General features: G+C 63.3%; 26 protein-coding genes. 10 read left to right on the top strand and 16 right to left on the bottom strand.

What is annotated here, in order from left to right; genetic code table 11:
* Window positions 1–98: 98 nt before the first annotated feature.
* Window positions 99–2420 carry an ATP-dependent helicase gene (locus A9D13_RS16950; RefSeq protein ID WP_066776369.1) on the bottom strand — a complete coding sequence of 774 codons (2322 nt, stop codon included), beginning with the start codon at window positions 2418–2420 and terminating at the stop codon, window positions 99–101.
* A 136-nt stretch (window positions 2421–2556) separates the two neighbouring features.
* Between A9D13_RS16950 and A9D13_RS16945 the strand changes: the two genes are divergently transcribed.
* A complete protein-coding gene (locus A9D13_RS16945; protein ID WP_066776366.1) occupies window positions 2557–3228 on the top strand; it encodes a hypothetical protein in 672 nt (223 codons plus the stop codon).
* A gap of 92 nt (window positions 3229–3320) precedes the next feature.
* Here the strand turns inward: A9D13_RS16945 and rsmD are convergent, their stop codons facing one another.
* A complete protein-coding gene (rsmD, locus tag A9D13_RS16940) occupies window positions 3321–3932 on the bottom strand; it encodes a 16S rRNA (guanine(966)-N(2))-methyltransferase RsmD (protein WP_066776363.1) in 612 nt (203 codons plus the stop codon).
* Window positions 3929–4873 (bottom strand): pseudouridine synthase, encoded by a 945-nt coding sequence (locus A9D13_RS16935; protein WP_066776361.1) that lies wholly within the window; start codon window positions 4871–4873, stop codon window positions 3929–3931. Before A9D13_RS16935 ends, rsmD begins: the two co-directional genes overlap by 4 nt.
* A gap of 204 nt (window positions 4874–5077) precedes the next feature.
* Here A9D13_RS16935 and A9D13_RS16930 point away from each other — a divergent pair, with 204 nt between their 5' ends.
* Window positions 5078–6802 carry an AmpG family muropeptide MFS transporter gene (locus A9D13_RS16930; RefSeq protein WP_066776360.1) on the top strand — a complete coding sequence of 575 codons (1725 nt, stop codon included), beginning with the start codon at window positions 5078–5080 and terminating at the stop codon, window positions 6800–6802.
* Here the strand turns inward: A9D13_RS16930 and A9D13_RS16925 are convergent.
* The 6 genes from A9D13_RS16925 to A9D13_RS16900 form a co-directional block, all read right to left on the bottom strand.
* Complete coding sequence (locus tag A9D13_RS16925; RefSeq protein WP_066776358.1) at window positions 6799–8112, bottom strand: bifunctional folylpolyglutamate synthase/dihydrofolate synthase; 1314 nt, start codon at window positions 8110–8112, stop codon at window positions 6799–6801. The genes A9D13_RS16930 and A9D13_RS16925 overlap by 4 nt on opposite strands.
* Before the next feature lie 15 nt (window positions 8113–8127).
* Window positions 8128–8982, bottom strand: coding sequence for an acetyl-CoA carboxylase, carboxyltransferase subunit beta (gene accD, locus A9D13_RS16920; protein WP_066776356.1), 855 nt, complete (start codon window positions 8980–8982; stop codon window positions 8128–8130).
* Window positions 8982–9770 carry a tryptophan synthase subunit alpha gene (trpA, locus tag A9D13_RS16915; RefSeq protein ID WP_066776353.1) on the bottom strand — a complete coding sequence of 263 codons (789 nt, stop codon included), beginning with the start codon at window positions 9768–9770 and terminating at the stop codon, window positions 8982–8984. The genes accD and trpA overlap by 1 nt, the downstream gene beginning before the upstream one ends.
* Window positions 9767–10078 (bottom strand): cupin domain-containing protein, encoded by a 312-nt coding sequence (locus A9D13_RS16910; protein WP_066776351.1) that lies wholly within the window; start codon window positions 10076–10078, stop codon window positions 9767–9769. The genes trpA and A9D13_RS16910 overlap by 4 nt, the downstream gene beginning before the upstream one ends.
* Window positions 10075–11322 (bottom strand): tryptophan synthase subunit beta, encoded by a 1248-nt coding sequence (gene trpB, locus A9D13_RS16905; RefSeq protein WP_066776348.1) that lies wholly within the window; start codon window positions 11320–11322, stop codon window positions 10075–10077. The genes A9D13_RS16910 and trpB overlap by 4 nt, the downstream gene beginning before the upstream one ends.
* Window positions 11323–11385: 63 nt before the next feature.
* Complete coding sequence (locus A9D13_RS16900; RefSeq protein WP_066776346.1) at window positions 11386–12027, bottom strand: phosphoribosylanthranilate isomerase; 642 nt, start codon at window positions 12025–12027, stop codon at window positions 11386–11388.
* A 48-nt stretch (window positions 12028–12075) separates the two neighbouring features.
* Between A9D13_RS16900 and A9D13_RS21315 the strand changes: the two genes are divergently transcribed.
* Complete coding sequence (locus A9D13_RS21315) at window positions 12076–12198, top strand: hypothetical protein (protein ID WP_268235794.1); 123 nt, start codon at window positions 12076–12078, stop codon at window positions 12196–12198.
* Between the two features lie 30 nt (window positions 12199–12228).
* Here the strand turns inward: A9D13_RS21315 and A9D13_RS16895 are convergent, their stop codons facing one another.
* The 6 genes from A9D13_RS16895 to A9D13_RS16870 all read right to left on the bottom strand — a co-directional run bounded on the left by A9D13_RS16895 (window position 12229) and on the right by A9D13_RS16870 (window position 16333).
* Window positions 12229–12747 carry a GNAT family N-acetyltransferase gene (locus A9D13_RS16895; protein WP_066776344.1) on the bottom strand — a complete coding sequence of 173 codons (519 nt, stop codon included), beginning with the start codon at window positions 12745–12747 and terminating at the stop codon, window positions 12229–12231.
* Window positions 12744–13286 (bottom strand): hypothetical protein, encoded by a 543-nt coding sequence (locus tag A9D13_RS16890; protein ID WP_156522141.1) that lies wholly within the window; start codon window positions 13284–13286, stop codon window positions 12744–12746. The genes A9D13_RS16895 and A9D13_RS16890 overlap by 4 nt, the downstream gene beginning before the upstream one ends.
* Before the next feature lie 2 nt (window positions 13287–13288).
* Entirely contained in the window at window positions 13289–13963 is a 675-nt protein-coding gene (gene pyrF / locus A9D13_RS16885) for an orotidine-5'-phosphate decarboxylase (protein ID WP_066776331.1), read from the bottom strand.
* On the bottom strand, window positions 13960–14274 hold the full coding sequence (locus A9D13_RS16880) for a lipopolysaccharide assembly protein LapA domain-containing protein (RefSeq protein ID WP_066776329.1): 315 nt from the start codon (window positions 14272–14274) through the stop codon (window positions 13960–13962). The genes pyrF and A9D13_RS16880 overlap by 4 nt, the downstream gene beginning before the upstream one ends.
* A 130-nt stretch (window positions 14275–14404) precedes the next feature.
* The gene (gene purB / locus A9D13_RS16875) at window positions 14405–15715 is read right to left on the bottom strand and encodes an adenylosuccinate lyase (RefSeq protein WP_066776327.1); all 1311 of its coding nucleotides are present in this window, start codon (window positions 15713–15715) and stop codon (window positions 14405–14407) included.
* 144 nt (window positions 15716–15859) lie between these two features.
* Window positions 15860–16333 carry an Hsp20 family protein gene (locus tag A9D13_RS16870; protein ID WP_066776325.1) on the bottom strand — a complete coding sequence of 158 codons (474 nt, stop codon included), beginning with the start codon at window positions 16331–16333 and terminating at the stop codon, window positions 15860–15862.
* Between the two features lie 210 nt (window positions 16334–16543).
* Between A9D13_RS16870 and grxC the strand changes: the two genes are divergently transcribed.
* Genes grxC through A9D13_RS16855 form a run of 3 tightly spaced genes read left to right on the top strand, consistent with a single transcriptional unit; the run spans window position 16544 to window position 18210 of the window.
* Window positions 16544–16810 (top strand): glutaredoxin 3, encoded by a 267-nt coding sequence (grxC, locus tag A9D13_RS16865; protein WP_066776324.1) that lies wholly within the window; start codon window positions 16544–16546, stop codon window positions 16808–16810.
* A gap of 9 nt (window positions 16811–16819) precedes the next feature.
* A complete protein-coding gene (locus tag A9D13_RS16860) occupies window positions 16820–17650 on the top strand; it encodes a carbon-nitrogen hydrolase family protein (RefSeq protein ID WP_066776322.1) in 831 nt (276 codons plus the stop codon).
* 41 nt (window positions 17651–17691) lie between these two features.
* On the top strand, window positions 17692–18210 hold the full coding sequence (locus tag A9D13_RS16855) for a DUF1178 family protein (RefSeq protein ID WP_066776320.1): 519 nt from the start codon (window positions 17692–17694) through the stop codon (window positions 18208–18210).
* Window positions 18211–18292: 82 nt separating this feature from the next.
* Here the strand turns inward: A9D13_RS16855 and A9D13_RS16850 are convergent, their stop codons facing one another.
* Window positions 18293–19606, bottom strand: a complete 1314-nt coding sequence (locus tag A9D13_RS16850) for an MFS transporter (protein WP_066776318.1) — start codon at window positions 19604–19606, stop codon at window positions 18293–18295.
* A 171-nt stretch (window positions 19607–19777) separates the two neighbouring features.
* On the opposite strand from A9D13_RS16850, the gene cyoA reads away from it, so the two are divergent.
* The 4 genes from cyoA to A9D13_RS16830 are packed head-to-tail and all read left to right on the top strand — an operon-like array spanning window position 19778 to window position 24188.
* Window positions 19778–21067: a ubiquinol oxidase subunit II gene (gene cyoA, locus A9D13_RS16845; RefSeq protein ID WP_066776315.1), complete on the top strand. Its 1290-nt coding sequence runs from the start codon at window positions 19778–19780 to the stop codon at window positions 21065–21067.
* Between the two features lie 5 nt (window positions 21068–21072).
* On the top strand, window positions 21073–23085 hold the full coding sequence (gene cyoB / locus A9D13_RS16840) for a cytochrome o ubiquinol oxidase subunit I (RefSeq protein WP_066776312.1): 2013 nt from the start codon (window positions 21073–21075) through the stop codon (window positions 23083–23085).
* A gap of 15 nt (window positions 23086–23100) precedes the next feature.
* Window positions 23101–23769, top strand: a complete 669-nt coding sequence (gene cyoC / locus A9D13_RS16835) for a cytochrome o ubiquinol oxidase subunit III (RefSeq protein ID WP_082922517.1) — start codon at window positions 23101–23103, stop codon at window positions 23767–23769.
* Between the two features lie 44 nt (window positions 23770–23813).
* Complete coding sequence (locus A9D13_RS16830; RefSeq protein WP_156522156.1) at window positions 23814–24188, top strand: cytochrome o ubiquinol oxidase subunit IV; 375 nt, start codon at window positions 23814–23816, stop codon at window positions 24186–24188.
* The last annotated feature ends 21 nt before the right edge of the window (window positions 24189–24209 follow it).

The following is a 24209-nucleotide window of genomic DNA, read 5'->3' as shown; positions in this document are numbered from 1 at the left end:
CGGGCGGTTCTTTATGTCCCTGCCCAACCAACTGGCCACATTGTCGCCATGTTCCCGAAAAAATCGGAATTTTTGTCATTCCGTCGCGAAACCCCGGCTCAGGCGGGCTTTACGAAAGAATCGAGCAGCCGCTTGGTCGATCCGCCTTCGAAAGCGATCTCCAGCTTGTTCCCTTCCTGCGAGAGCACTTCGCCATAGCCGAACTTGTCATGGAACACGCGCTGGCCGATGGCGATGTCGGTGCGCGGCTTCGCGGCAAAGCTGGCGGCGCTGCGATGCGTTTCGCGGATGCGCTTGGGCGCGGGATCGTAATCGCCGCTGCTGGCGCGGCGGAAACCGGGGCCGCGAGTCATGGTGCGTGCAGGCTGCGCCGCCGCGACATGGGCAAAGGGGTCTTCGCGCTCTGAGAAATTGGCGCGCCACAAGGATGCGCCGCCGGTCATGGTCGATTCCATGTCGATCATGTCTTCTGGCAATTCCTCGACAAAGCGCGAGGGGATAGAACTCGTCCACTGGCCATAAATGCGGCGATTGGCGGCATGCATGATGGTACAGCGCTTTCGTGCCCGCGTGATTGCGACATAGGCGAGGCGGCGTTCTTCCTCCAGGGATTTCAGCCCGCCTTCGTCGATGGCGCGCTGCGAGGGGAAAACGCCCTCTTCCCAGCCGGGCAGGAAGACATGGTCGAATTCCAGACCCTTGGCCGCATGCATGGTCATGATGGTGATGGTGTCGGCATCGTCGGCGGAATCATTGTCCATCACCAGCGACACATGTTCGAGGAACGCGCCCAGCGTCTCATACTCCTCCATGGCGCGGGCGAGTTCGGAGAGGTTTTCCAGCCGCCCGTTCGCCTCGGGCGTTTTTTCCGCCTGCAGCGCTTCGGTATAGCCGCTTTCGTCCAGCACCTGCCGCATGAGCTCGGCAGGGGCGAGGGTCCTGGCCTCGTCCCGCCAATGCGCGAACTGGCGCATCAATTGCAGCAGCGTGTTGCGGGCACGGGCGGGAAGTTCATCAGTATCGCAAATGTCCAGCGCGGCAGCGGCCAGCGGCAGTCCGGTCGCCCGCGCATGGCGGTGCATCTTTTCCAGCGTCTTTTGCCCAAGACCGCGTTTCGGGCTGTTGTAGATCCGCTCGAACGCGAGGTCGTCGGAAGGCTGGGCGATTACGCGCAAATAGGCCAGCGCATCGCGGATCTCGGCCCGCTCGTAAAAGCGGAAGCCGCCGACGATGCGATAGTTGAGGCCGATCTGGATGAAGCGATCCTCGAACTCACGCGTCTGGTGCTGCGCGCGCACCAGGATGGCGGCATCGGCAAGGCGGATGCCCTGCCGCATCAGGCTTTCGGCCTCGTCGCCGACGCGGCGCGCTTCCTCCGGCCCGTCCCATACGCCGATGACGCGGAGGCGATCGCCCGCATCCTTTTCGGTCCAGAGCGTTTTGCCCAGACGTTCGCTATTCGCGCCGATCAGCGTCGATGCGGCGGCAAGGATCTGCGGGGTGGAGCGGTAGTTCTGTTCAAGCTTGATGATCTTCGCGCCGGGAAAATCACGCTCGAACCTGAGGATATTGGCAACCTCCGCCCCGCGCCAGGAATAGATCGACTGGTCGTCGTCACCCACGACGCAGATATTATGGCCGGCCTCGCCCTTGCTTTCGGCCAGCAGGCGCAGCCACAGATACTGGACGGTGTTGGTGTCCTGATATTCGTCTACCATGATATATTTGAACTTGCGGCGGTATTCCGAAAGCACGTCGGGGTGACGCTTCAGGATCGTGACCGTGTGCAGCAGGAGATCGCCGAAATCGCAGGCGTTCAGCGCCTTCATCCTGTCCTGATAGAGGCGATACATCTGTTCGCCCTTGCCATTGGCATAGGCCTCGTTCTCCACCGCATCGAGATCGCCGGGCAGCAGGCCGCGGTTTTTCCAGCGGTCGATCAGCCCGGCAAGCTGCCGCGCGGGAAAACGCTTTTCATCGATGTCATTGCCGGTGATGAGCTGTTTCAGCAGACGGATCTGATCGTCGGTGTCGATGATCGTGTAGTTCGACTGTAGCCCCGCCAGCTCCGCATGTTTCCGCAGCATGCGTGCGGCAATCGCGTGAAACGTGCCGAGCCATGGCATCCCCTCCACCGCGGGGCCGATCAGCTGGCCGACGCGCTCGCGCATTTCGCGCGCCGCCTTGTTGGTAAAGGTGACGCACAGGATTTCAGACGGCCACGCCCGGCGGCTTGCGACGAGATGTGCCAGCCGCGCGGTCAGCGCCGCCGTCTTGCCGGTGCCCGCGCCTGCCAGCATCAGCACCGGCCCCTCGGTCGTCAGCACGGCTTCGCGCTGCGGTTCGTTAAGGCCCGAAATGAACGGTTCGGCGCGGGAATTGACGGGGGAATCTGCTGTTGCTGAAAGCGGGTTTTCCATCGGTGAACAGGTAGGGAACGAATGCATCGGGCGCAAGCCATCCAAAGGCGCGCCGGGCGAGGGTGTCCGGAACGAAATCGCGCTTTTCTGCGTAGTTTCAGCAAGCACAAAGCAAAACGATACCGGAGTTATACTGATGAAAAATCTTCTGATGGCGGGCGCCGCCATGATGCTTGGCGCAGCCCCGATGGCCGTTCACGCACAGGATGCCGTAGGCGGATCTAACACCGCATCCGACAAGAAGGCCGACGTGATCGCGCAGCTCAATGCCGAGCAGCAGGCGGAGTTTGAAACGTTGAGCCCGGAATATCAGACGACATATGTCGCATGGCCGGCGGAATATCGCACCAGCTATTGGAGCTGGCCCGCCGACAGCCGCACGACCTATTGGACCTGGCCGACCAGCTATCAGGATTATTACTGGTCACTGGAGCCGGCCCAGCAGAATGTCTATTGGGCGATGACCGCCGACCAGCGTTCGCGCATCGACACCATGACCCCGGCGCAGCGTGCGCAGGCATGGGCCGCGATCAATCAGCAGATGGCTGCCAATAGCGCCAGCGCCTCGACCAGCACCAGCGCATCGACTGGCATGAGCGCATCAACCACCTCCCCGAAGATGGTGATGAAGAGCGGCGAAATGGCGCAGCCGATGGCCGCCACGCCCAAGACCCCGGACAGCGAATATCCGCTTTGCACCGACGGGCGCACCGACAGCTGCGTCAATCCGCGCGCAGCGGGCAAGAATTACGGCAACAAGCCGCTTGATTACTGGCCGGGTCAGCCCGCCAGCGAGATGGGGTCGTAACGCCGAAAACCCGAATGCTCGGCCCTGATCGGCCATAAGATCGGGGAGAGAAGGGGAGAAGGGCGGTCTTCGCTTTGGCGAGGCCGTCCTTTTTATTCCGTTTCCGGTTCCACAGAACCCGTCGACAGGCGCAACAGATGGATGCGCGCCTTGCCGCTATCGCGTGACGTCTCGACGTCGAAGCCCTTGACCTTGACCTCTTCGTCCTTTGCCGTCTCGATGCTGATCCATGCCGAAGGCGAGATCCAGCCCAGCCGGTTGAGCCGGTCGAGCGCGACCGCGCCAGCGCCGGTGCCATAGGGCGGGTCCATCATGATAAGGTCGGGCTGCTCGCTGCCCTTGGGCAGAGACAGCACCGAAGTTGCCCGCACGTCGCAGCGCGCCTGTGCACGCAGGGCTGCGATATTGGCGCGCAGGGCGCGGATCGCGGAGGCGTCCTGTTCCACGAACAATGCGCGGCCTGCGCCGCGCGACAACGCCTCCAGCCCGAGCGCGCCCGATCCCGCGAATAAATCGGCGACGAAGAGATCGTCAAAACTGCCAAGGCGGCTGGTCAGCATGGAAAACAGCGCCTCTCGCGTGCGGTCGGCGGTGGGGCGGGTGGCGTCACCTTCGGGCGTAGACAGCTTACGCCCGCGCCATTCGCCCGCGACGATGCGAAGACCGGTGGGCCTGGCGCCTTTGCCCTTTGCCGGGCCCCTCATTTCAGGCTCTTGCGCAGGCGTTCGACATCGCGCTGCGGCACCTCATCGGCCTGACCGCGTGGCAGGTCGCCCAGCACGAAGGGGCCATAGGACAGGCGCAGCAGGCGCGACACTTTCAGCCCGAGATGTTCAAGAACGCGGCGAACCTCGCGGTTCTTGCCCTCGGTCAGAGTCAGTTCGATCCACTGGTTTCGGCCCGTGCGCCGTTCGAGGTTTGCGTCGATCTGTCCGTAATGCACGCCGTCGATCTCGATCCCGTCCATCAGCTCTTCCAGCTGCGTCTGGCTGATGTCGCCGAATGTGCGGGCGCGATAGGTGCGCGGAACCCCGGTCGCAGGGAGTTCCAGCGCGCGCTTCAGCTCACCATCATTGGTGAGGAGCAGCAGCCCCTCCGTATTCAGGTCGAGCCTTCCCACCGGCATCAGCCGCGGCGTGTCGCCGGGCAGCGCGTTCCTGAGCGCGGTGTAGATCGTCGGGCGCCCCTGCGGATCGCGCTCTGCCGTCAACAGGCCCTGCGGCTTGTGAAAACGATAGAGGCGCGGCGCGTCGGGCTGCGCGACGGGATTGCCGTCGACGGTCACGCCTTTCAGGTTTTTCAGCACGACAGCCGGGGTATCCAGAACCTTGTCGTCGATGGCGACGCGGCCGTCTTCGATCATGCGCTCCACCTCACGCCTGCTGGCGATGCCGGCGCGGGCGAGGAGCTTTGCAATGCGTTCGCCCTCGCGCTTGGGGAGGTCAGGGCTGGGCTGGCTGGATTTGGGCGCGCTTCCGGGCCGCGATCCGGGCTTTTTCGCGCGATAAGGCTTGCCCGGGTTGCCGGGGCGTGGTCCATCCTTGCGGGGCGCATCGCCGCGCGGACCGCCTCGTCCGGTGCGTGGGCCATCTGCTTTGCCCTTGCGGGGGCCGCCGGGTCGGGAAGGGGGGCGCTTGTCTGTCATGTCGTTAAGGCTATCCGTTCAGCCGCGCGCCATGCGCCATCGGCGAGCATCGTGCAAGCGCCGCATGCGGGTTCGATGGCTCGGCCCAGCCGATATGAGCCGTTTTCGAGTCCAATTCGGTGCAAAGCCACCATGTGTAAATTGCATGAAGGGCGCAATAGGCTACACCCCGCCGTTGATTGACGCGCATAAGCAGGAGAATGGATGAGCAGCGCACCCGCCACCGCAGATGAAACGGTCGAACCGGCTACCAAGGCTCCCAAGCCGGGCTGGCGTGCGTTGATTGCCGCATTGGGCAATCGCAAAACGGCCTATATGCTGCTGTTCGGTTTCGCTTCGGGTCTGCCCTATACGCTGCTGCTTTCCACGCTTTATGCGTGGATGAGCGATACATCGATCGACCTTGAAACGATGGGCGTGTTTTCGCTGATCGGGCTTGCCTATAGCTTCAAGTTCCTGTGGTCGCCGCTTCTGGACCGGGTGAATATCCCGGTGGTGAAGAAGCTGGGGCGGCGCAAGCAGTGGATCGTGACCGCGCAGTTCCTGCTGGGCATTGTACTATTGTTCGTGTCGCAGCTCGATCCGGCCAATGCCATCGGACTGCTGTCACTGATGGCGGCGCTGGGCGCGTTTGCGGGCGCGACGCAGGACGTGGTGATGGATGCATGGCGCGTCGATGTCGCCGACGAGAAGGCGACGATCGACATGCTTTCCACCGTGTACCAGCTTGGCTGGCGCACGGCGGTGCTGGTCGGCGGTGCGCTGGCACTGGTGATCGCGCAGGCGACCGATTGGCCGACCGTCTATTTGATCATGGGCGCGGTGATGACCGCCATCGCCATCGCCGCGATCTTTGCGCCCGAACCGACGCGCAGCGTGGCTTCGCTGACCGCCGATGACGATGCGCTGCGCGAATTGCGGCAGGCAGGCCAGCTGGAGCCGAAGATTCGCGGCTGGGCGCTGGCGGCGGTGGGTGTGCTGTGGGCATGGGCGCTGGTGACCGTGGGCGTGTTCATGTTCCGGTCGCTTTCGTCCAACCCCGAAACGCGGCCCGATTCGGTCGAATTCATCACCGGCATGGGTCCGATCATCGTCATCGCCACCGTGGTGATCCCGGTGATTATCGCCGCGGTCCTCGAAAACTGGCGGCGTAAGGGCAAGCATGTGCTGACAGGTTCGGTGCCCAAGATGACGGCGCTCGATGGCTTCGTCGATCATGGCTATCGCGCGCTGATCCTGCCGCTGACCGAATTCGTCGGGCGGCTGGGCTGGGCGATTATCATCGTACTGACCTTGGTGCTCTCCTACCGTTTCACTGACACGGTCTGGGGCAGCTTCGCCTATCCCTTCTACCTTGGCGAACTCCAATATTCGAAGGATGAGGTCGCCATCGCGTCCAAGGGTTTCGGCGTTGGCGCGCTGATGTTCGGCATCATGCTGGGCGGCGTGCTCTTCAGCTATATCGGGCGCATGGCGGTGCTGTTCATCGGCGCGCTGACGGCGGCGCTCTCGAACCTGCTCTATGCCGATCTGGCGCTGGGCGGCACCTATATGGAGCTGGTGTCGAACATCACCGGTTTCACCACGCTGGTCGAATGGCTGGGCGGCGATCTGCGGCTGGCGAAACTGATGATGGCAATCGCGGGTGAGAATGTCGCGGGCGGTCTCGCTGGCGCGGCGCTGGTGGCTTACCTGTCCTCGATCACGTCGAAGGGCTATTCCGCCGTGCAATATGCGCTGCTGTCTTCGCTGACTTTCCTTGTCGGCACGCTGGGGCGCGGGGCGCTGGGCCAGATGATCGACGAACAGGGCTATTACCCGGTCTTCATCCTGACGACGATGCTGGGCATGATCGCAGTGGTCGCGTGCGTCATCGAATGGATGCGCGAGGTTCGGCTGGGCCGGAAGGCGGGGATCACCGCGCCCTAATCGGGCAATTCCTCGTTCGCGCGCAGCACCGTGCCCGCGAGATAGAGCGAGCCACAGATCATCAGCGGGCCCTGCGCTCCGGTCAGCGCCTGATCCAGCGTGTCGGCGGTGCGGGCGGGGATATCCAGTTCGCCCGCGACCTTTGCCAGAAATTCGGGCGGGTGGCAGGCATGGCCCGGTATCGGCACGGCGGTCAGGCTGGAGAGATAGGGCGCAAGCGGCGTCAGGAACCCGCGCGCATCCTTATTGTCGAGCATGGCGCACACGGCATGCACCTCTTCGCCAAGCCCGCCGAGATAATGCGCCAGAACCCGCGCCGCATCGGGGTTGTGCCCGCCATCCAGCAGCACGCGCCCGCCATCGACGAATTCGGTCATCGGCCCAGCCGACAGCCATTGCAGCCGCGCGGGCCAGCGGGCGGCGCGGATGCCCTGCGCCATGGCTTCGGCACTGACCGAGACCGCGTCCTGCAGACGCAGCATCGCCACGGCGAGCGCCGCGTTATCCGCCTGATGTGCGCCGGGCAGGGCCGGAAGCGGCAGGGTCAGCGTGTCATGCCGGTCGCGATATTCGATGGCCTCACCCGCCACGGCATCCCAGTCGCGCCCACGCATGTGGAGCGGCGCGCCGATCCGCGCGGCACTGGCGGCAATCGCATCCTCCGCCTCGGGCACATAGTTTTGCGTCACTAGCGGAGCGCCCGGCTTGGCGATGCCCGATTTTTCGAACGCGATACGCGCCATGGGGTGGGCAGGGGCACTGTCATCGGGCGCGAGCAGGAAACGTTCGTGATCCAGCCCCAGCGAGGCGATGCCGCAGACAGCAGGGTGGGCGACCATGTTGGACGCATCGAAGCGCCCGCCAAGCCCCACTTCGATCACGCAGGCATCGGCAGGCGTGCGGCTGAAAGCAAGGAAGGCGGCAGCGGTCGTGACCTCGAAGAAGCTGGCGCCGACATCCTCACCCGCATCAATGACCTCGGCCAGCAAATCGGCCAGCGCGACATCGGAAATCAATTCGCCCGCGAGCCGAATCCGTTCATTGTAACGGCACAGATGCGGGCTGGTGAACTGGTGTACGCGCTTCCCGTCCGCCTCCAGCATGGCGCGCAGGAAGGCGCTGGAGGAGCCCTTTCCATTGGTGCCCGCGATATGGAACACCGGCGGCATGGCCAGATGCGGATCGCCAAGCCGCGCCAAAAGCGCCCGGATCGCATCCAGCCCCAGCCGCCCCTGCGGAATGGACAATGCCTCCAGCCGGTCAAGCTGCGCCTGCACGCGCGGGTCTTCCGAAACGGCGAAGTCGCGCATGGCGGATAGTGGGCCTCAGGCGGCCTTTTTCGCGGCCATCATGTAGTCGATGACCTTGGCCAGCGTGTCCTTCATCTCACCGCGCGGCACGACCATGTCGAGCATGCCGTGTTCGTGCAGATATTCGGCGCGCTGGAAGCCTTCGGGCAGCTGTTCGCGGATCGTGTCCTGAATGACGCGCTGTCCGGCAAAGCCGATCAGGGCGTTGGGTTCCGCAATCTGGATGTCGCCCAGCATCGCATAGCTGGCCGTGACGCCGCCCGTGGTCGGATCGGTCAGCACGACGATATAGGGCAGGCCTGCATCATGCAGCCGCCGGATCGCGACGGTGGTGCGCGGCATCTGCATCAGCGAAAGGATGCCTTCCTGCATGCGCGCGCCGCCAGCAGCGGTGAAGATCACATAGGGGCATTTGGCCAGCACCGCCCGGTCGACGCCCGCAACAAAGGCATCGCCCACGGCCATGCCCATCGATCCGCCCATGAAGCCGAAATCCTGCACGCCGACGACCGCCTTGCGGCCATCGATGGTGCCCTCGGCATTGGTCAGTGCGTCGGGGTGGGGCGCATTATTGCGCGCCGCGCGCAGGCGGTCCTGATATTTCTTGGTGTCGCGGAAGCGGAGCGGGTCTTCCTTTACATGCGGCGGCGGCAGCACGGTATAGCCCGCATCCATGATCTGCCCCAGGCGCGTGTCGGCGCCGACGCGGCCGTGATGTTCACAGCGCGGGCAGACCCACAAATTGTCCTCATATTCCTTGGTGAACAGCATTTCGCCGCAACCGGGGCATTTGCGCCAGAGATTGTCGGGCGTGTCACGCTTTGCCTGCACGAAAGGCAGGCGTTTGCGAACTTCATTGAGCCAGCTCATCAGGCAGTCTCCCTCGCCGAGTGCACGGCCTGTGCCAGCGCGGCGGTCAAATCACGAATATGCATCGGGGCCTCGTGGCCGTGCTTTGCAATCAGGTCAACCAGCGCGGAGCCGACAACCACACCATCTGCAACCTTGGCGATCGCTCCGGCCTGTTCGGGGGTGCGCACGCCAAAGCCGACGCACACGGGCAGATCGGTCGCTGCCTTCAGCCGCGCAACCGCATCGTTAATACTGGTCTGCGCGGCCTGCTGCAGCCCGGTGATACCGGCGACCGAGACGTAATAGAGAAAGCCGCCAGCGCCTTCCAGAATGGCGGGGAGGCGTTTCGCATCGCTGGTGGGCGTCGCCAGCCGGATCGGGGCGATCCCCTCGGCGCGAAGGTCGGTGCCCAGCGAATCGTCTTCCTCGGGCGGAATGTCGACACAGATCACGCCATCGACGCCCGCGGCCTTTGCCTCGCGCGCGAACCAGTCCGCCCCGCGGCGCACCATCGGATTGGCATAGCCCATCAGCACCAGCGGAATATCGGGATGCCGCGCGCGGAAATCGCCGGCGAGCTTCAGCACGTCGGCGGTGGTGGTGCCCGCACCCAATGCGCGCAAATTAGCCAGCTGGATTGCCGGGCCATCGGCCATCGGATCGGTGAAAGGCATGCCCAGCTCGATCACATCGGCGCCGCCCTCGACCAGAGCGTCGAGATTGGCCGCCGTATCGCCATCGCCCGCCGTGATGAAACAGACGAGCGCGGGCTGCGGCTTGGCAAAGGTTTTTTCAAAGCGGGTCATTCACTATCCTGCCGCTCGACGACTAGGATGCGCGCAGGCCCCACAGGGTGCGCGACATGTTCGTCGCCGTCGTTGAAAGTCATGCTGTCACCGGCCTCAAGCCGATAGATGTTCTCTTGTCCACCCTCACGCACATGCATGTCGACTACGCCATCGACGACGAAGAACACTTCGCTGCCGGTGTTGCGATGCCAGCGATAGGGCTGGTCGGTCCAGTGCAGCCGCGCGGTCACATCGTCGACCTGGCCAAGCAGCGCGCTGCCCCATGCCCTGTCGGCGGTGAAATCGCGGGAGCGGAAGGGTTTCAAATCTCCACCCCGAGGGCGCTGGCCACGGTGAAGATGTCCTTGTCGCCGCGCCCGCACAGATTGCACAGCACGATTCTATCCTCGTCCATTTCGCGCGCGCGTTTCACCACTGCCGCGATGGCGTGGCTGGGTTCGAGGGCAGGGATGATGCCCTCGGTCCGGCAGAGGAGCTGGAAGGCGTCTAGCGCCTCCTTGTCCGTCGCGCTGATATATTCGACGCGGCCAATGTCGCGCAGCCATGCGTGTTCGGGGCCGATGCCGGGGTAATCGAGGCCGGCACTGATTGAGTGGCCTTCAAGAATCTGGCCGTCCTCGTCCTGCAAGAGATAGGTCTTGTTGCCATGCAGGATGCCCGGCGCGCCGCCTGCCAGCGATGCGGCATGTTCCTTGTCGAGGCCGTAACCCGCCGCTTCCACGCCCAAGAGGCCGACTTCTTCGTCTTCGAGGAAAGGGTGGAACAGGCCAATCGCGTTCGACCCGCCGCCGATCGCCGCGACGCAAACGTCGGGCAGGCGGCCAATGCGGTCCAGCATCTGCGCGCGCGCCTCACGCCCGATCACACTTTGGAAATCGCGGACCAGTTCGGGATAGGGGTGCGGCCCTGCGGCGGTGCCGATGATGTAGAACGTTTCATGCACATTGGCGACCCAATCGCGCAGCGCCTCGTTCATCGCATCCTTCAGCGTGGCCGCGCCCGCCTTGACCGGCACGACTTCGGCGCCCAGCAGCTTCATGCGGAAGACATTGGGCTGCTGCCGTTCGACATCGGTCGCGCCCATGTAAACGACGCAGGGCAGGCCGAAACGCGCGCAAACGGTGGCGGTAGCCACGCCATGCTGGCCCGCGCCGGTTTCCGCGATGATGCGCGTCTTACCCATGCGGATGGCCAGCAGGATCTGCCCGATGCAATTGTTGATCTTGTGCGCGCCGGTATGGTTCAGCTCGTCGCGCTTGAACCAGACCTGCGCGCCCTTTCCGGCAGGAGCGTCCTTGCGCAGTTCCTCGGTCAGCCGTTCCGCGTAATAGAGCGGGCTGGGGCGACCGACGTAATGTTCGAGGAGATCCTCGAACTGTTCGTGGAATGCCGGATCGGCCTTGGCTGCGCGATATTCGCGTTCCAAATCGAGGATCAGCGGCATCAGCGTTTCGGAAACATAGCGTCCGCCGAACTGGCCGAAATGGCCGCGCTCGTCAGGCTGGTTCGAAAGGCTGTTGGGCCGCACAGGCGTCTGGGTCTCGGTCATGCGCCCGCGATTGGCAGAGCAGGCGAGTCGTGTCCAGCATGAGAAGCCGGTTCAGCCAGCGGTTCAGGCCCCCCTGACCGCCCGCGCGAAGGCGGCGATCTTCTCTGGGCTCTTGACTCCAGTGCCGCTTTCGACACCAGATGACACGTCCACCAGCCTGGCGCCGGTTACCAAAACGGCATCGGCGACATTGTCGGGATTGATCCCACCGGCAAGCCCCCATGGCAGCGGCCCGCGATAAGAGGTGAGGAGCGACCAGTCGAAAGACAGCCCCATGCCGCCGGGCAAGGTGCCCTTGGGCGTCTTGGCATCGAACAGGGCGAGATCGACAGCGCCCGCGTAATCATGGGCGCGGCGAATGTCACCGGGGCCGGATACTGCAATCGCCTTCCACACGGGCAGGCCAAAACGGCTGCGCAATTGGGCTGCGCGTTCGGGCGTTTCCGAACCGTGCAGCTGCAGCGCGCCAAGCCGGCCTGCCTGCACCGCCTGCTCGATCTCGGCGTCGCCGGCATCGACGAACAGGCCGACACGGTCGATCTGATCACCCGATAATTCGGCCAGCTGCGCGGCTTCGCGGGGGCTGACTGCGCGCGGGGAGGGGGCGTAGAAGACAAGCCCGACGTAATCGGCGCGCGCTTCCATCGCCGCATCCAGGGCGGCGCGGTCGCGGATGCCGCAGATCTTGATCTTCACACCGCTCATTGCGGGATTTCCCTTGCGCGAAATTTCATGTCCATTATGCGTAATTGCATGGGTGATTTGAGAAACAAATTCAACAAGCTGGACAGCGGTCCACAGGTTCTGATCCTGTTCGTGCTGGCTGTTTTCATTTTTGCCGCCGGGGTCAAGGTCGGGCAGGCGCTGGCGGGCTGACAGCCCGTGAGGCCATTCCCGCCGGCCCGCTTATAGCTGTTTTTCGAACAGGCGAAAGAACAGCGGCGGGTCCTGCGGCGTGGGAAAGGGTTCGCGTCTGCCGGTCTCCATGTAACCCTTACGCCTATACCACGCGATCAGCACATCGCGGTTCTCTATGACCGAGATTTCCATGACGCTCGCACCGAACCGGCGCGCCGCGTCTTCACCTGCCTGCATGAGCTTCGTTCCCAGACCGCTGCTTTGCAAGGTGGGATCGACGCAGAGCAGGCCGAAATAGGCGCGGTGGATGCCCGCATCATTGGTGCCCTTGTCGGTGACCGCGATGCAGCCGATCAAGCCGTCATCCTTTTCCGCCATCAGCAGATGGATCGCGGGGTTGGCCAGCATCTCCTCGAGATCCGACAGGGCGATACGCTCGTCTTCCAGAATATCGGCTTCATGATTCCAGCCCCGACGGGCGGAATCGCCGCGATAGCCGCTTTCGATCAGGGCCTTCAGCGCGGGCGCATCGGCAGGGCCGGCGCGGCGGACGGCAATATCGGTCACGGCTGTGCATCCCCCGGCGTAAAGACCGGCCAGAACGGGCCACCCAATGCGCCGTTGAAGGAGAGGTGCGTAATGGTCCCTGCATCCATGTCATATTCGGCAGCGAAGAACACCGGCCCGCCGTCGCAGACATTGGTCGGCATGCGGATGGCATCGGCGGTGGCGCGGATGGGCAGGTAATTGCCGTAAAGGATGCGGTGGCCATCGCGGGTGATGCCGATCATCTCCCGCTGCCAGCGCCCGTCGCCGGGGCGATAGGACAGTGGATCGGGGCTCTCGGTACCCGGCGTATAGCCACCGTCCTGCGCAAGGCCGAGCAGCGTGTCGGACAGCGCCAGTTCCATCGCGGCGATGTCGCTGTCGGTCGGGTCCCAGCCGCCATCGACCGTGCCGGCAATCGCGCGCGAGCAACCGGGCAATTCGAACCCTGCCGGCGGCGCGGACAGCACGGTGGTGTTGGGCGGGAGAGTGTCTTGGGGAGGAGCGGAAACGACGGGTGCGGCGGCCTGAAGCAGCAGCGGCAAAAGCAATGAAATCACGATCAGAGCGTTGCCTCGATCGCGCGCGCTGCGGCCAGCGGGTCTTCTGCCTTGGCGATGGGGCGCCCGATCACCAGCACCGATGCGCCATCGTCTCGCGCCTGGCGCGGAGTGACGACGCGCTTTTGATCGCCCACCGTCGCGCCTGCCGGGCGCAGGCCGGGCACGACGAAAGTGCCATGCTTCCACTGCTTGTGCACCGCGCCGACTTCGTGGCCGGAACACACGATGCCGTCGAGACCTGCCGATTGCGCCAGATCGGCAAGGCGCATCACCTGGTCATGCGCGCTGCCCGATACGCCGGTGGCGGCGAGGTCCGCTTCGTCAAGGCTGGTGAGCATTGAGACCGCGACGACCTTGGTATTCTCGCCCGCGGCGGCCTTGGCATCCTCCATCATCGCGCGTCCACCCGATGCGTGGATGGTGACGATGGCCGGTTCCAGCACATGGATCGCCTGCATCGCGCCTGCGACCGTGTTCGGGATGTCGTGCAGTTTGAGATCAAGGAAGATCGGCAGGCCGAGCGCTGCTATTTCATGCACGCCGTGATGGCCATGCGCGCAAAAGAATTCGAGGCCCAGCTTTACCCCGCCGATATGGCCCTTCACCTTGGCGGCTAGGTCGCGCGCACCCTCTATCGTGGGGGTGTCGAGGGCGAGGAAGATCGGGTTGCTCATGGCTGTGCCTCATCGACAGGCGTGGTGACGGTCTGGTCCGCCGGTACGGCAGGCTGCTGGCTGGCGATCAGCGAACGCTGCGAAGCCTCAAGCGAGGCGATGCGGCGCTTCAATCTCCATGTGGTGGTGCGATGCGTCAGCCACATTGGCAAATAGCCCAGCAGGAAGGCGGCAAGGATCAGCACGGGAAGCCTGGTCTCCAGCACCAGGTTTTCCCAGATCTGGATATCGACCGAAGTCCAGTTGAAGGCCGTGAACAGCGCAAGCGCCACGATCACGACCACCCACAGACCGGTACGAAGAATTCGCATGTGTGCTCCCGTTCGGATGGCATGCTTGGCAGGCGGGGGCCCGCCATGAGACAGGCGCGATCCTAGGCGCAGAATTCCGGCTTGGCCAGAGTTGCGCCCGTCGGCGGGATCGCGCCGGTTTCAGATGGCCTTAGCCAAAGACGCGGGCGAAGATCGTGTCGACATGCTTGAAGTGATAATCGAGGTCGAACTTCTCCTCGATCTGCTGCGGAGTGAGGGCTGCGGTCACTTCCTCGTCGCCCTTCAAGAGGTCGAGCAGCGAAAGCTGTCCGTCGCTCTCCCACACCTTCATCGCATTGCGCTGGACGAGGCGATAGGCGTCCTCACGCGACACGCCGGCCTGCGTCAACGCCAGCAGCACGCGCTGCGAATGGACGAGGCCGCCCATGCGGTCGAGGTTCTTCTGCATGCGCTCGGGGTAAACGAGCAGCTTCTCGATTACGCCGGTCAGGCGGGCGAGGGCGAAGTCGAGCGTGATGGTCGCATCGGGGCCAAAGAAACGCTCAACCGAGGAGTGCGAGATGTCGCGCTCATGCCAGAGCGCCACGTTCTCCATCGCCGGAACGGCAGCGGCGCGCACCACGCGAGCGAGGCCGGTGAGGTTTTCGGTCAGCACCGGATTGCGCTTGTGCGGCATGGCCGACGAACCCTTCTGGCCGGGCGAGAAATATTCCTCGGCCTCCAGGACCTCGGTGCGCTGCAAATGGCGGACTTCGACGGCGAGGCGTTCGATCGACGATGCGATCACGCCCAGCACGGCGAAGAACATGGCATGCCGGTCGCGCGGGATGACCTGCGTCGAAACGGGCTCGATCGAAAGGCCCATCTTCTCGGCGACATAGGCTTCGACGCTGGGGTCGATATTGGCGAAGGTGCCGACCGCGCCCGAAATCGCGCAGGTGGCGATTTCTTTGCGCGCGAATTCAAGGCGCTCCTTGCAGCGCGAGAATTCGGCATAGGCTTCCGCCATCTTCAGACCGAAGGTCACCGGCTCTGCGTGAATGCCATGGCTGCGGCCGATGGTGGGCGTGTATTTGTGTTCCTCGGCACGGGTCTTGATCGCGGCGAGGAGCTTGTCGAGATCTTCCAGAAGGATCGCGGCGGCACGGTCGAGTTGCACGGCCAGCGTGGTGTCGAGTACGTCGGAGCTGGTCATGCCTTGGTGCATGAAGCGGGCTTCATCGCCCACGTTTTCAGCAACCCATGTGAGGAAGGCGATCACGTCATGCTTGGTCACCGCCTCGATCGCGTCAATCGCCTCGACGTCGATCTTCGGGTTCGTCGCCCACCAGTCCCACAGCGCCTTCGCTGCCGACGGGGGCACAACGCCCAGTTCGCCCAGCTTCTCGGTCGCGTGTGCTTCCAGTTCGAACCAGATGGCGTATTTCGCCTCCGGCTCCCAGATCGCGGTCATGGCGGGGCGGGCGTAACGTGGGACCATTGGGGCAGCTCCGGAAGAATGCGTGTGTTCGCCGGGGCGGCTAAGGCGGGAGGCGCGATAAGGCAAGAGCGCAAATGAAAAGGGCGCGGCAGGTAATGCTGCCGCGCCCCCCAAAGAGCTGGAATGAGACTGCCTTACGGGAAATCAGGCAGCCTGCTCTCCCTTATTGTCGTCGCCACCTTCGACCACGGACAGCTTCTTGGCGCCGTTCACCGCGATCTTCTTGGGCTTCATCGCTTCGGGCACTTCACGCACCAGTTCAACGACCAGCAGGCCGTCGGCAAGCTGCGCGTCCTTGACAAAGACGTGGTCAGCCAGTTCGAACCGGCGCTCAAACCCGCGCTGGGCGATGCCGACATGCAGGAACTCGCGGTCTTCCGCGTCCTCGGGCTTGATACCCTTGACGGTCAGCATGTTCTGCTGCGCGGTGATGTCGATGTCTTCCGGCTTGAAACCCGCAACGGCAAGCGTGATGCGATACGCATTCTCGCCGCGGCGCTCGATATTGAAGGGCGGATAATTGTCGCCCTGATTGCGCGCGGTATTCTCAAGCAGGTCGAACAGACGGTCGAAACCGACAGTGGTCCGGCGATAGGGGGTGAAATCAAAACGGTTCATGTCAAATCCTCCAAATGAAGCAATCTTTCGCAGGCCCGGTTGTTTTCCCCGGGAACGGACCCCATCAATCGGGCATCCGCGGCTCCTGCCGAACTTTGCGCGCCTCCATCCGAAACCGGCATGGGTTTGCGCAGTTGTTATCTGGTGCGGGAAAATCCGTGTTTCAAGTGCCCGGTTGACGGGCGCGAACCGAGAATTTGAAGGAATTTTATGAGCCAGTCCGCAAAGGTCGAGATCTACACCCAGTTTGGCTGCCCCTATTGCCACCGCGCCATCGCGCTGTTGAAGGACAAGGGCGTCGATTACACCGAATATGACGTGACCATGGACCGTGCCAAGCGCGCCGAAATGGCAGAGCGCAAGCCCGGCGCGCGCACCGTGCCGCAAATCTTCATCGACGACGAAGCCATCGGCGGCTGTGACGAGATGATGGGCCTGAACCGCGAGGGCAAGCTTGACCCGATGCTGGGGTTGTAAGCGCCGCGCATGACCCGGATCGCGCTCTATCAGGCCAATACCGGCATCGATCTCGCCGCCAATATCGCCGCGCTGGAAACGGCGGTCGAAGAGGCGGCGGCAGGCGGGGCGCAAATGCTGTTCACGCCGGAGATGTCGAGCCTGCTCGACCGCGATCGCAAACGCGCGGCCGTCAGCGTGACAAGCGAGGGCGAGGACAGGGCGCTGGCCGCGATGCAGGTGGCGGCCAAGGCGCATGGCATCTGGATCGCGCTGGGTTCGATCGCGGTGAGGCCCGACGGCGGCGACGGGCGCTGGGCGAACCGCTCGCTGCTGATCACGCCTGCGGGCGAAATCGCGGCGCGATATGACAAGATCCACATGTTCGATGTCGATCTCGACGATGGCGGGTCCGGCGAAAGCTGGCGCGAATCGAACGGGTTTGCGTCGGGCGAGGATGTCGTCACCGCCGACACGCCACTGGGCCGGATTGGATTCGCGATCTGCTATGACATGCGTTTTCCCGCCTTGTGGGAGGAACTGGGCAATCGCCGCTGCGATGCCATCGCTTGTCCCGCGTCCTTTACCCGGCCCACCGGACGCGCCCATTGGCACCTGCTGCTGCGCGCCCGCGCGGTGGAGGCGTCGGCATATGTCATCGCCGCCGCGCAGGTGGGAGAGCATGAGGACGGGCGCAAGACATATGGCCATTCGCTGGTCGTCGACCCATGGGGCGAGGTGCTGCTCGACATGGGCGAAGAGGGCCCCGGTGTCGGTTTCGCCGAGATCGATCCGGCCCGCATCGCCGAGGTGCGGCGGCAGTTGCCATCGCTCGCAAACAGGCGCACATTAACCAAATAGGCCATTGCGCTTTCGCTTGGCATCGCTAAGTCGCCGCAACCATGATCGTTTTCGACCTCCGCTGCTGTAACGCCGACCATCGGTTCGAGGGCTGGTTCCGCTCGTCCGCCGATTTCGAACATCAGCGTGACACCGGCCTGCTGTGCTGCCCGCATTGCGGCAGCCATCAGGTGGAGAAGGCGGTGATGGCGCCGGCAGTCGGCCGTAAGGGCAACCAGATCGACGCGCGCCCCGTGTCCGCCCCTGCGCAGCCTGACCCGACGCATGGCGAGGCACCTGCGCCGCCAGCATCCGCACCGGTTCCGGCGATGACCCATCTGACGGATGAGGCGAAGAAGGCGCTGATCTCGATGGCCGCGATGCAGCAGAAGGTGCTTTCGAAATCCAAATGGGTCGGCAATGATTTCGCCGAGGAAGCCCGTGCCATGCATTATGGTGAGCGCGAGGTGGAGGCGATCCACGGCCAGACCAGCCGCGAGGAAGCGGCCGAGCTGGTGGATGAAGGCATCGACATCGCCCCGCTGCCGTTCCCGGTCGGCCCTCCCGAAGCGATGAACTGATCTACGGCATAGAGGCACAAGAAAAAGGCGCCGGCAGCATCAGCTGCGCGGCGCCTTTTCTTTAGGCCGTGGCGAGCAGGTCTTACTTCCTGCTGGCCAATTCCTTGTTCAGCCATAGCGCACCCAGCGTCGCCAGCGCGCCCGACAGCAGATAGGCGCCCGATGCCAGCAGCCCGAAATTGACCGATAGCAGCAGCGCGGCCAGCGGCGCGAAGCCTGCGCCGATGAGCCAGGAAAGGTCGCTGGTCAGCGCCGAGCCGGTATAGCGGTGTTCGGTCTGGAATTCGGAGGACACCACGCCCGACGACTGGCCGAAGGCGAGGCCGAGCAGGATGAAGCCGATCACCATGAAGGCGATCTCACCCGCGCGTCCGGCATCGAGCAACTGCGGGCCGAAGCCCGAAAACACCGCGATACCCACCGCGCAGCCGCCCAGCAGCGTGCGGCGGCCAAGCTTGTCGGCAAGCCGGCCCGATGCGACCACGGCGAACACGCCGACAGCGGCGGCCAGCGCCTCGATCAGAAGGAAGTGGGTCGGGCCTTCCTCGGTGAAAAGGTAGACCCATGACAGCGGGAACACGGTGACCATGTGGAACAGCGCGAAGCTGGCGAGCGGAGCGAAAGCGCCGACTACGATGGTGCGCCATTCGGTCTTCAGCGTGTTCATCACGCTGACCGGCTGCAGGTCCTTGGACACGAAGAGGTTCTCGAACTCTTCGGTCACCACGATGCGCAGGCGGGCGAACAGCGCCACCACGTTGATCGCAAAGGCCACGAAGAAGGGATAGCGCCAGCCCCAGCTCAGGAAGTCGGCTTCCGACATCGAGCTTTTCATGAAGGCGAAGAGGACGGAGGCAACGATCAGGCCGATCGGCGCGCCTAGCTGCGGGATCATCGCATACCAGCCGCGCTTGTTCTCAGGCGCATTCAGGGCAAGCAGCGAGGCGAGGCCATCCCACGTGCCGCCGAGCGCGAAACCCTGACCCAGACGGAAAAGGATGAGGAGATAGATCGAGGTCATCCCCGCCGTTTCATACGAAGGCAGGAAAGCGATGGCCGCGGTCGATCCGCCCAAGAGGAACAGCGCGATCGTCAGCTTCGTGCCGCGGCCATAAGCCCGGTCGACGCCCATGAAGACCAGCGAACCCACGGGCCGCGCGATGAAGGCGAGGGCGAAGATCGCGAAGGACCAGAGCGTGCCCGTCAGCGCATCGACAAAGGGGAAGAACAGGCGCGGGAACACCAGCACCGATGCGATGGCATAGACGAAGAAGTCGAAGAATTCGGACGTGCGGCCGATGATCACCCCGATCGAAATCTCGGCCGGTGAAGGCTTGTGTTTTTCCTTGAAGATGGGAAGGCCCATCGCTTCGCGGGTCGGGGAAAGACTGCTCATGATCTCAGGTTCGGCCTCGTTCCGGTACGGGGGCGTCGTGCCCCTTTTACCATGGGCGGGGCAACGCCGGACGATTCGTGTTCGCGGGCCATATCAACTTTGACCGCGATCAATGACATTGGACAAAATGTCCTATGTTCGCATTCGCAGCACGGGTCTAGGCGCAGCGCCATGACCCGCTCCCTCATCCCCCAAAACCGGCGCAAAAGCTGGACTTATCTGCGAATCACCAGCGTCACCGCGCTTGCCGCGGCACTGGGCGGCTGTGGCACCGTGGTGCTGGACCCCGCCGGTGATGTCGCACAGCAGCAAGGCGATCTCGTCGTTCATTCGACCTATCTGATGCTGCTGATCATCATCCCGGTGATGGCCGCCACGGCCTGGTTCGCATGGCATTACCGCGCCTCGAACAAGGACGCGAAATACGATCCCGACTGGGATCACTCGACCCAGCTCGAACTGCTGATCTGGGCCGCGCCGCTGCTGATCATCATCGCGCTTGGCGCGCTGACATGGGTGGGCACGCATCTCCTCGACCCTTATCGCCCGATTGAGCGGATCGATGCCGCGACCAGGGTGGCCGAGGACCAGGAGCCGCTGACGGTCGAAGTCGTCGCGCTCGATTGGAAATGGCTGTTCATCTATCCCGATCAGGGCATCGCCACGGTGAACGAGCTGGTCGTCCCCACGGGCCGTCCGCTCAATTTCAAGATTACCTCCGCCACGGTGATGAACTCCTTTTACGTTCCGGCCATGGCGGGCCAGATCTATGCGATGCCGGGCATGGAGACGAAGCTTCACGCCGTCATGAACGAAAACGTGAAGTCGGTCGGCTTCTCCGCCAATTATTCGGGCGCGGGCTTCCCGAACATGCGCTTCCCGCTGGTGTCGGTTTCGGACGAAGAGTTCGCCGACTGGGCGGGCCGGGTGAAGGCGGGCGCGGATACTTCGGCCTTTTCGGACCGTGATATCGAGAACCGCGGCGAACTGACCCGCGCGGCCTATCTCGAACTCGAAAAGCCGAGCGAGGCGGATCCGACGATGCATTTCGGCTCGGTCGATCCGGCGCTTTATCAGGCGATCCTCAACATGTGCGTCGCGCCGGGCAAGCTTTGTCAGGACGAGATCATGGCGATGGACGCCAGGGCCGCTGCCGGACATGCCGGTGAAGAGGGTGCCGGCGAAGATGGTGAAGGCCACGAAATGGTCAGCGCCGACCTGCTGACCTATGACAAATACGGCCGCGATAAATCGGTCGCCATCACCGGCAACCCCAGCGCCGAGCATATGCGCGAACTGGAAAAGGTGCGCGCCAAGGCCCGCGCTGCCGTCTCTGCCCATCACATGCAGAACATGAACAAGGGTGCGGACAAGCCCGCGATGGAGGGTCAGGAGATCCTTCCCGAGGCCCCCACCGAAGCGGCAACCGCTGCCGCATCCCCCACGAATTCCCGGAATTGACCGTCATGGAACTGGAACACGTAAGCCACGATCACTGGAGCCCCATCCTGGGCCGGCTCTGGTTCGATGCCATCCCGATGGAGCCTATCGTCTGGGCGACCTTTGCAGGCGTCGCCGTGGGCGGCATCGCGCTGGTCGCGGCGCTGACCTATTTCAAGCTCTGGGGCTATCTCTGGAAGGAATGGTTCACCAGCGTCGATCACAAGAAGATCGGCATCATGTACATGGTGCTGGGCCTTGTGATGTTCGTGCGCGGCTTTGCCGATGCGATCATGATGCGCCTGCAGCAGGCCATGGCCTTCGGCGGGAACGAGGGCTACCTCAACGCGCATCACTTCGACCAGGTGTTCACGGCGCATGGCGTGATCATGATCTTCTTTGCCGCGATGCCGTTCGTGACGGGTCTGATGAACTATGTCGTGCCGCTGCAGATCGGCGCGCGCGACGTGTCATTTCCCTTCCTCAACAATTTCAGCTTCTGGATGACGACCGCGGGTGCGGTGATCATCATGATGAGCCTGTTCCTGGGCGAATTCGGCCAGACCGGCTGGCTTGCCTATCCGCCGCTGTCGGGCATCGCCTACAGCCCGTGGGTCGGCGTGGATTACTGGATCTGGGCGCTGCAGATCGCGGGCGTGGGCACGCTCTTGTCGGGCGTCAACCTCGTGGCGACCATCGTCAAGATGCGCGCGCCGGGCATGACCATGATGCGCATGCCGATCTTCACCTGGACGGCGCTGTGCACCAATATCCTGATCGTCGCCGCCTTCCCGGTGCTGACGGCGGTGCTGTGCATGCTCAGCCTCGACCGGTACATGGGCTTCAACTTCTTCACGAACGATTTTGGAGGGAACTCCATGATGTACGTGAACCTGATATGGATCTGGGGCCACCCTGAGGTCTACATCCTGATCCTGCCCTTGTTCGGCGTGTTCTCCGAAGTCACCTCGACCTTCAGCGGCAAGCGCCTCTTCGGCTATTCGTCGATGGTCTATGCGACGATGGTCATCACCATCCTGTCCTATGTCGTGTGGCTGCACCACTTCTTCACCATGGGTTCGGGGGCGAGCGTCAACTCGTTCTTCGGCATCACCACCATGGTGATCTCGATCCCGACAGGTGCGAAGCTCTTCAACTGGCTGTTCACGATGTATCGCGGCCGCATTCGGTTCGAACTGCCCATGATGTGGACGGTGGCCTTCATGCTCACCTTCACCATCGGCGGCATGACCGGCGTGCTGCTGGCGGTTCCGCCTGCCGACTTCGTGCTCCACAATTCGCTGTTCCTGATCGCGCATTTCCACAACGTGATCATCGGCGGCGTGGTGTTCGGCGTATTCGCAGGGATCAACTACTGGTGGCCCAAGGCGTTCGGCTTCAAGCTCGATCCGTTCTGGGGCAAGGTCAGCTTCTGGATGTGGGTGCCGGGCTTCTATGCCGCTTTCATGCCGCTTTATGTGCTGGGCCTGATGGGCGTCACGCGCCGCATGCGGATGTTCGATGATCCCTCGCTTCAGCCGTTCTTCATCGTCGCCCTGCTGGGTGCGGTGATGATCGCGGCGGGCATCGGCGCCATGTTCGTGCAGTTCTATGTTTCCATCCGGAACAAGGAAAAGCTGCGCGACGAAAGCGGCGATCCGTGGGATGGCCGCACCCTCGAATGGGCGACCAGCTCGCCGCCGCCGGAATACAACTTCGCCTTTACCCCGCGCGTGCACGACATCGATGCATGGGCCGACATGAAGCGGTGCGGCGTGACCCGCCCCACGCAAGGCTTCAAGGCGATACATATGCCCAAGAGCACCGCCACCGGCGTCGTGCTGGCGGGCCTGTCGGTCGGCCTCGGCTTCGCGATGATCTGGTACATCTGGTGGCTCGCCATCGCTTCCTTCGTCGGGATCCTCGGCTACGGCATCTTCCACACCTTCAACTACAAGCGGGATTATCACATTCCGGTCGAGGAGGTCGTGGAGACCGAGAATACCCGCACGCGCCAGCTGGCGCAGGCCGCAGCGTAAGGGAGGGCCGAGACAATGACTGCAAACACCGCCGACGCCCGCACCGTATCCGCGCAGGTCCCCGATCACGGGCTTTCGCAGGAACAGCTGCAAGAGGCGTTCTACGACCTCGACGAACACGATCACCCCGAAGGCGGCAGCACCATGCTGGGCTTCTGGATCTATCTGATGAGCGACTGCCTCATCTTCGCGATGCTGTTCGCCGCTTATGGCGTGCTGGGCGGCAATTTCGCGGCGGGTCCGGGTCCGAAGGAATTGTTCGAGCTGCCGCTGATCGCGCTTAACACCGCGATGCTGCTGTTCTCCTCCATCACCTATGGCTTTGCCATGCTGGCGATGGAAAAGGGGAGCGTGAAGGGCACGCAGCTCTGGCTGCTGGTCACCGGCTTCTTTGGCCTGTGCTTCCTCGGGATCGAGATCTACGAGTTCACGCATCTGATCATGGAAGGCGCGGGGCCGTGGCGTTCGGGCTTCCTCACTGCCTTCTTCTCGCTGGTCGGCACGCACGGGCTTCACGTCACATTTGGCCTGATCTGGCTGGTCACGCTGGTGATCCAGGTCGGCATGAAGGGACTGATCCCCGCCAACAAGCGCCGCCTGATGTGCCTGTCGCTGTTCTGGCACTTCCTCGACGTCATCTGGATCGGCGTCTTCACCTTTGTCTATCTGATGGGAATGCTGTGATGGCTGATACCCAAACCCGCCCCGAAGAGCTTGCCGGCAAGCACATGCACGCCAGCGCCCACTCTCACGGTCATGACGAACATGATGGCGCGGCCCACGGCTCGATGCGCGAATATGTGATCGGCTTCCTGCTTTCGGTCGTGCTGACCGCCGTGCCGTTCTGGCTGGTGATGTCGGGCGCGATCGCGGACAAGCAGGCGACCGCGCTGGTCATCATGGCCTTCGCCATCGTGCAGATCGTGGTGCACATGATCTACTTCCTGCACATGAACACGAAATCCGAAGGCGGCTGGACCATGATGGCGCTGATCTTCACCGTCATCATCGTGGTCATCGCCCTGTCGGGCTCGCTCTGGGTCATGTATCACCTGAACTACAACATGATGCCTTCAATGAGCGAGATGGGGCAATTGCCCTGACAATGACCGATGCCGGATGCT

Origin of the sequence: Croceicoccus mobilis (genome assembly GCF_001661965.1) — a bacterium.
Lineage (GTDB): Bacteria > Pseudomonadota > Alphaproteobacteria > Sphingomonadales > Sphingomonadaceae > Croceicoccus > Croceicoccus mobilis.
This window is presented reverse-complemented; position numbering and strand designations above follow the sequence as displayed.

What these genes read in the sequence shown, in the direction of transcription:
- A9D13_RS16950 (WP_066776369.1), bottom strand. Translation starts at nt 2,420, where the DNA reads ATGGAAAACCCGCTTTCAGCAACAGCAGATTCCCCCGTCAATTCCCGC.
- A9D13_RS16945 (WP_066776366.1), top strand. Translation starts at nt 2,557, where the DNA reads ATGAAAAATCTTCTGATGGCGGGCGCCGCCATGATGCTTGGCGCAGCC.
- rsmD (WP_066776363.1), bottom strand. Translation starts at nt 3,932, where the DNA reads ATGAGGGGCCCGGCAAAGGGCAAAGGCGCCAGGCCCACCGGTCTTCGC.
- A9D13_RS16935 (WP_066776361.1), bottom strand. Translation starts at nt 4,873, where the DNA reads ATGACAGACAAGCGCCCCCCTTCCCGACCCGGCGGCCCCCGCAAGGGC.
- A9D13_RS16930 (WP_066776360.1), top strand. Translation starts at nt 5,078, where the DNA reads ATGAGCAGCGCACCCGCCACCGCAGATGAAACGGTCGAACCGGCTACC.
- A9D13_RS16925 (WP_066776358.1), bottom strand. Translation starts at nt 8,112, where the DNA reads ATGCGCGACTTCGCCGTTTCGGAAGACCCGCGCGTGCAGGCGCAGCTT.
- accD (WP_066776356.1), bottom strand. Translation starts at nt 8,982, where the DNA reads ATGAGCTGGCTCAATGAAGTTCGCAAACGCCTGCCTTTCGTGCAGGCA.
- trpA (WP_066776353.1), bottom strand. Translation starts at nt 9,770, where the DNA reads ATGACCCGCTTTGAAAAAACCTTTGCCAAGCCGCAGCCCGCGCTCGTC.
- trpB (WP_066776348.1), bottom strand. Translation starts at nt 11,322, where the DNA reads ATGACCGAGACCCAGACGCCTGTGCGGCCCAACAGCCTTTCGAACCAG.
- A9D13_RS16900 (WP_066776346.1), bottom strand. Translation starts at nt 12,027, where the DNA reads ATGAGCGGTGTGAAGATCAAGATCTGCGGCATCCGCGACCGCGCCGCC.
- A9D13_RS21315 (WP_268235794.1), top strand. Translation starts at nt 12,076, where the DNA reads ATGGGTGATTTGAGAAACAAATTCAACAAGCTGGACAGCGGTCCACAG.
- pyrF (WP_066776331.1), bottom strand. Translation starts at nt 13,963, where the DNA reads ATGAGCAACCCGATCTTCCTCGCCCTCGACACCCCCACGATAGAGGGT.
- A9D13_RS16880 (WP_066776329.1), bottom strand. Translation starts at nt 14,274, where the DNA reads ATGCGAATTCTTCGTACCGGTCTGTGGGTGGTCGTGATCGTGGCGCTT.
- purB (WP_066776327.1), bottom strand. Translation starts at nt 15,715, where the DNA reads ATGGTCCCACGTTACGCCCGCCCCGCCATGACCGCGATCTGGGAGCCG.
- A9D13_RS16870 (WP_066776325.1), bottom strand. Translation starts at nt 16,333, where the DNA reads ATGAACCGTTTTGATTTCACCCCCTATCGCCGGACCACTGTCGGTTTC.
- grxC (WP_066776324.1), top strand. Translation starts at nt 16,544, where the DNA reads ATGAGCCAGTCCGCAAAGGTCGAGATCTACACCCAGTTTGGCTGCCCC.
- A9D13_RS16860 (WP_066776322.1), top strand. Translation starts at nt 16,820, where the DNA reads ATGACCCGGATCGCGCTCTATCAGGCCAATACCGGCATCGATCTCGCC.
- A9D13_RS16855 (WP_066776320.1), top strand. Translation starts at nt 17,692, where the DNA reads ATGATCGTTTTCGACCTCCGCTGCTGTAACGCCGACCATCGGTTCGAG.
- A9D13_RS16850 (WP_066776318.1), bottom strand. Translation starts at nt 19,606, where the DNA reads ATGAGCAGTCTTTCCCCGACCCGCGAAGCGATGGGCCTTCCCATCTTC.
- cyoA (WP_066776315.1), top strand. Translation starts at nt 19,778, where the DNA reads ATGACCCGCTCCCTCATCCCCCAAAACCGGCGCAAAAGCTGGACTTAT.
- cyoB (WP_066776312.1), top strand. Translation starts at nt 21,073, where the DNA reads ATGGAACTGGAACACGTAAGCCACGATCACTGGAGCCCCATCCTGGGC.
- cyoC (WP_082922517.1), top strand. Translation starts at nt 23,101, where the DNA reads ATGACTGCAAACACCGCCGACGCCCGCACCGTATCCGCGCAGGTCCCC.
- A9D13_RS16830 (WP_156522156.1), top strand. Translation starts at nt 23,814, where the DNA reads ATGCACGCCAGCGCCCACTCTCACGGTCATGACGAACATGATGGCGCG.